The sequence below is a fragment of the Verrucomicrobium sp. BvORR034 genome (assembly GCF_000739635.1).
Classification (GTDB): domain Bacteria; phylum Verrucomicrobiota; class Verrucomicrobiia; order Verrucomicrobiales; family Verrucomicrobiaceae; genus Verrucomicrobium.
The window spans coordinates 1-5,115 of sequence record NZ_BATQ01000062.1 but is presented as its reverse complement, the minus strand read 5'-3'; the positions used below and the strand labels follow the sequence as shown (position 1 = coordinate 5,115).

The following is a 5,115-nucleotide window of genomic DNA, read 5'->3' as shown; positions in this document are numbered from 1 at the left end:
GTGGCATTGAGGTCCTCGCCCTCTTTGGCCGCATGCCCGCCGCGGAGCAGCAGCGCATCTTTGCCCCCGGACCGAAGCGCCGCGTGGTCATCGCCACGAACGTGGCCGAGACCTCCATCACCATCCCGCGCATCCGCTATGTGGTGGACACCGGGCTGGCCCGCATCAGCCGGTACAATCCTCGAACCCGTACCAAACGGCTGCCAGTGGAGGAGGTCTCCCAGAGCAGCGCCAACCAGCGAGCCGGCCGTGCCGGTCGTATCCAGGACGGCATCTGCATCCGATTGTATTCGCAGGAAGACCTTGAAAAGCGGCCGAAGTTCACCCAGCCGGAGATCCAGCGGGCAAACCTTGCTGAGGTCATCCTGCGCATGAAGGCCTTCCGCCTCGGTGAGATCGAGAGCTTTCCCTTCATCAACCCGCCCGTGTCTGCCGCCATTCGTTCCGGCTACCAGCTCCTGCATGAGCTCGGAGCCCTAAGCGAGGTTCATGACATGACCCCTCTAGGTAGGGAACTGGCCCGCCTGCCGCTCGATCCCACTTTGGGTCGCATGCTGCTGCAGGCCCGCAAGGAAGGCGCCTTGGCAGAAATGCTCGTCATCGCCGCTGGCCTCAGCGTCCCAGACCCACGCGAACGCCCTGAGGAGGCCAAAGAGCAGGCTGCTGCCGCGCACAAGGCTTTCACCTGCCCGGACTCAGACTTCCTCACGCTCTTGCGCATCTGGCAGGCCGCCCCGGACGTGGAAAACCGCAGCAACAATGCCCTGCGAAAGTTCTGCAAAAGCAGCTTCCTCTCCCTGACTCGCATGCGGGAATGGCGGGACATCTGGCGTCAGCTCAGCGATACGCTCGATGACGAGGGGGAGCCTCTGCCAAAACTTGAGGATCGCACCGCCAGCCATGACGATGCGGTGCATCGCAGCATTCTGGCAGGCCAGCTGGGCAACATCGCCCAACGGGAGGAGCGCAATCTCTACAAGGCCGCCGGCAACCGGCAAGTCACCGTGTTCCCCGGGTCCTGCCTCTACGAGCGGCGTGAGAAGAAGCCTGGGAAACCCGGCACGGAAAAATCAAAGCAACCTCTGTGGATGGTGGCGGGTGAGATCGTGCAGACCTCTCAGTTGTTTGCGCGAACTCTGGCCAAGATCGATCCCACCTGGGTGGCGGACATCGGCTCCCACCTCTGCCAGCACAAGTACAGTGAGCCCCACTGGCATGGCCGCTCTGGCCGAGTCCTCGTGACCCAACGCACCCTCGTGCACGGACTGGAGGTGATGAAGCAATCCATTGATTTCGGCAAGGTGGATCCCGTCGGCGCCACCCAGCTCTTCATCCGCGGAGCCCTGCTGCATGGCGAGTCCCAGCTCCCGCACCGTTTCTTCCAGCACAATCGGAAGCTGCGTGACAAGATCGAGACCACGCTCACCCGCGTTCGCAGCCAGCGGGTGTACGACATCGAAGAGGCCCTTTTCAGATACTATGAGGCACGCATCCAGGACGTGTCCTCGGTTCACGATCTGAACCGCCTGGTGAATGATCGCATCCGCACGGAGCCGGATTTTCTCTGTGCCCAGGAAGTGGATCTCACTGGCGGTGATGAGCTGACTTTCGACATTGCGTTGTTCCCCGACCGGGTGGATCTCGGCAACTCCGTCCTGCCCGTCAGCTATGCTTATACTCCGGGCAAAGAGGAGGACGGCGTCACCGTCCAGGTCCCCCTGCCCGTGGCCGAACATCTCACCTCCGGACAGATCCAGTGGATGGTGCCCGGTTTGCGTGAGGAGCAGATCAATGTGCTTCTGCGCGCCCTCCCCAAAGTCGTGCGCCGACAGCTCATGCCCATCGATCCCAAAGTCCGTGAGATCGCACGCGAGTTTGATCCCGGCCGCAGTGATTTCCTCGAAGCGCTCGCCCGCTTTATCGGCATCAAGTACCGCGTCGAGGTGAAGGCCTCCGACTGGCCTGCCCAGAGCATACCCGCCCACCTGCAGCCACGCGTGGAGGTGGTGGATCAGAAGAAGCAGACCGTCATCACCGCCCGCGATCTCGAGACCATCAAGGCCACGGTCAAGAAGCAAGAGGTGAAGTCCGACGCCTGGGACCGGATGGTCCGCAGCGTGGAACGTTATGCCCTGAGTTCTTGGTCATTCGGCGACCTGCCAGAATCATTGGTGGTCGAGGAAATCAACGGCACTCCCGTCCTCGGCTATCCCGGCCTGGTGCTACGCGATGGAGAAGTGGACGTTCGCCTCTTCCGAAAGAAAGAGGAAGCGGTGAAATCCAGCCCTCCCGCAGTGCGGAAACTGGCGGAAGCCGCCCTTGGCAAGGACATCGCCTGGTTGTGGAAGGAACTGCGGAATCTGGGCGGAGGATCCGTGTACAAGGCTCCTGCCAATTTCCAGGCCGCCCTTTCCTCCTTCGATCTTACAGGGGCCAAACCCACTCCGCTGGAATCAGGAGACCTGCTTCAGAAGCAGGCCCAGGAACACATTCTCCAGCACGCGCTCCGGCTGGAGCCAGTGCTACCTCTGACGACAAAACGGTTCCAGCAACTCTGCGAGAAAGTGCGCAAGGAGCTTCCGACCTACGCCCACAAGGTGCGTGACCTGCTCAAGCAGGTACAGGACCTGAAGCAAAAGCTCCTTCAGTCCCCCAAGAAATATCCCGGCATGGAGAAGGACGTAGCTCGATTGACGCCAGCTGGGATCCTGGCAAACACACCCCATCAGCAACTGCTCCAACTTCCCCGCTTCTTGAAAGCCATTCAGGTGCGGGCAGAGCGGGCCAGCATCAACCCCGCTAAAGACGCCGACAAAGCCGACCTCATTGCCGACTACGACAACTGGGAACGCTACGTGGCTGAATCTGATCACGAAACCTTCCGCTGGATGCTGGAAGAGTATCGCGTCTCCGTTTTCGCCCAGGAACTCGGCACCGCCCAGCCTGTGTCAGCGAAGCGGCTGGAGGCGATGATGAGTTAGGTGAGAGAGTGCTATTAAATTAACCACAGAGATACAGAGGGCCGATTTTTTAGAAAGGATTTACAAGTTTCCTGACAGATTGACAAGATTAGCCGGAAATGGCCTCAAACCCTCATTCGCACTTTGGATTTTGAAGTTTGAAGTTTGAAGTTTGGTATTTCTCTGTGCCTCTGCGCCTCTGTGGTTAAACAGAATTGCCTCAAACGGCATTTACACCTTGCCCTTCAACTGGGGTAGCAGCCCCTTGGCAACGGCTTCTTTGGCATACTTGTCGGGATCCTGCTCCCACGTCTTCACGTGAGCGGCTTTCGACAGATAGACCTTCACGCCTTTGTACTCCACCGAGGGAGAAGCCGGTCCAATCAGACGGGTGGTGCTCAGCGGGCAAAAGCGCTGCTCCAGAAGCTTTACGCTCCCCGGAACTGTGACACCGTCGAGCTCAGGAACGCTCTTCATATCCTTGAAAAGAGCCGCGTAGTAGTCAGGTTCAGCCTTGAATTGCTTCACGCACGGGCCGCAGCAGAAGTAGATGTCCTTCCCCTGATAGCTGACCTTCTCTTCGATATCCGCCTCGTCATCGGTCATGATGGGGCATTTTTTGTTGGGGTCAGCCGCATGGAGCGGCGTCGCTGCCATGAACGGCAGGGCACAGACAGTGGTGAGCAGAAGAAAAACACTGGATGCTTTCATAGACAATCAATACAGACCCACCGGCCCATTCCGCTAAACCTGTATTGCTGCGGAATGGCCGCGAATTGCCATTCCTGAAGGCGATGTTTGTTTCCTGTATTCTCAGGTGCCCGTCCGAGGCCGAATGGATGCCCCATCCACCCATGCCGGAGGGATCAAGATTTGCCGCGGCACCTCGGGCACGCCTCGTTCGTGATGCAACAATTGCGTGGCCACGAGATCTACGGCCGCACTGGCCACATGCTCGCGTCGCTGATGAATTCCTGCCATTCCCACCATCGCGTCTGTCCAGTCGTGCACTACAAGACCGATATCCTCAGGCACTCTGAGCCCCAGCTTCTTCAACCAGCCGGGCACGTGGGTGTCAAAGCTGATGATCGCGTCAGGGCGGTGGCTGGTTACCCAACTTGAGAAGATCTCTCCGCATTTGCGCAAATCATTGTGGGGGAACAACAGCAGAGGCACCCGGTTCTTCTTCAGCACCCCTTCCTGGTAGTGAAGCATGGCCCCGCTGTACGCACTTTCCGCGCGCTTGTCCACCCACTGAGTAATGGCCAGGCCGATGCGTTGGTAGCCCCGGGCTGTGAGTTCCTCGGTTGCCCGGTGAATGCCCAGCGTCATGTTGCCTGCTGATCGATGCAAAGAGGGCTCCCGCAGTCCATACCCGAAGGTGGCGGCGGAGAAGCGGGAGAAATCAAACTGGGCACACTTCATCTGGGATGACTGGGGGGAAATGATGATCCCCTCGATTCCGCGCGCCTGTAGAATGTCCGCCAACCGACCCGGGGTCATACCTTCTCGGCCCAGCCAGAACTCTTCCGCATGATAGCCGTGCTGCTCGGCCCGTTTTTGGATGTCCTTGATCGATACATACTGGTAGGCGGGATCATGCAGGTCATCCTGGGGTAGCGACTCCCGGATCACCGCGATCACCGCCCGCACCTTCGAGTCCTTCCGCCCCCGAACCAGATGCATCATGCGGGTGAGATGCGCATCTGGCTGGTATTTCAACTGCCTCGCCACCTCCATCACTGTCTCCCGGGTCTTCATGGAGACCTTGGGGGAATTGTGAAGCACACGCGAGACCGTCATGGCCGACACTCCTGCAACTCGCGCCACATCCTGCAAACTCACCGTCGATAGGGTCGGCTCAAGCCCCGCGCCAGTGTTGACTGCGCTTGCGGGTGAACTTGGAGCTGGGGACCCTCGACTTGGCATGAACGAAAAGCGGCCTTAAATGTTACCGTAACCTTCTGAAGCGAGCTCTCTACGTCGGCCAGTCCGAAACCCTTTCCTGACAACGAGATAAGGGCACGCAAATCGGCTTCCAGAACGAACTGAAGGAGATTCGCCCGATGGGTGGGCCTGGCCCTGAGCTTTTCACTTCCCAGCTTGCGAGATCAAAGGCAGCATCTTCCTCTTCCTAAAAGCATCATGAAACGCC

At 59.1% G+C, this 5,115-nt stretch carries 3 protein-coding genes; 1 reads left to right on the top strand and 2 read right to left on the bottom strand.

From position 1 onward, the window contains the following. A partial coding sequence (gene hrpA / locus BV034_RS11365; protein ID WP_050027063.1) for an ATP-dependent RNA helicase HrpA occupies positions 1–2,981 on the top strand: 2,981 nt, incomplete at its 5' end. A 210-nt stretch (positions 2,982–3,191) separates the two neighbouring features. Here the strand turns inward: hrpA and BV034_RS11360 are convergent. Together BV034_RS11360 and BV034_RS11355 are read right to left on the bottom strand one after the other, a co-directional pair. Further along, positions 3,192–3,671, bottom strand: coding sequence for a YHS domain-containing protein (locus BV034_RS11360; RefSeq protein ID WP_050027061.1), 480 nt, complete (start codon positions 3,669–3,671; stop codon positions 3,192–3,194). A gap of 102 nt (positions 3,672–3,773) precedes the next feature. Next, positions 3,774–4,790, bottom strand: a complete 1,017-nt coding sequence (locus BV034_RS11355; protein WP_265592879.1) for a LacI family DNA-binding transcriptional regulator — start codon at positions 4,788–4,790, stop codon at positions 3,774–3,776. Positions 4,791–5,115 lie beyond the last annotated feature (325 nt).

Bases quoted from the DNA above. Each gene is read 5' to 3' on its own strand.
- BV034_RS11360 (WP_050027061.1), bottom strand. From the start codon at position 3,671: ATGAAAGCATCCAGTGTTTTTCTTCTGCTCACCACTGTCTGTGCCCTG.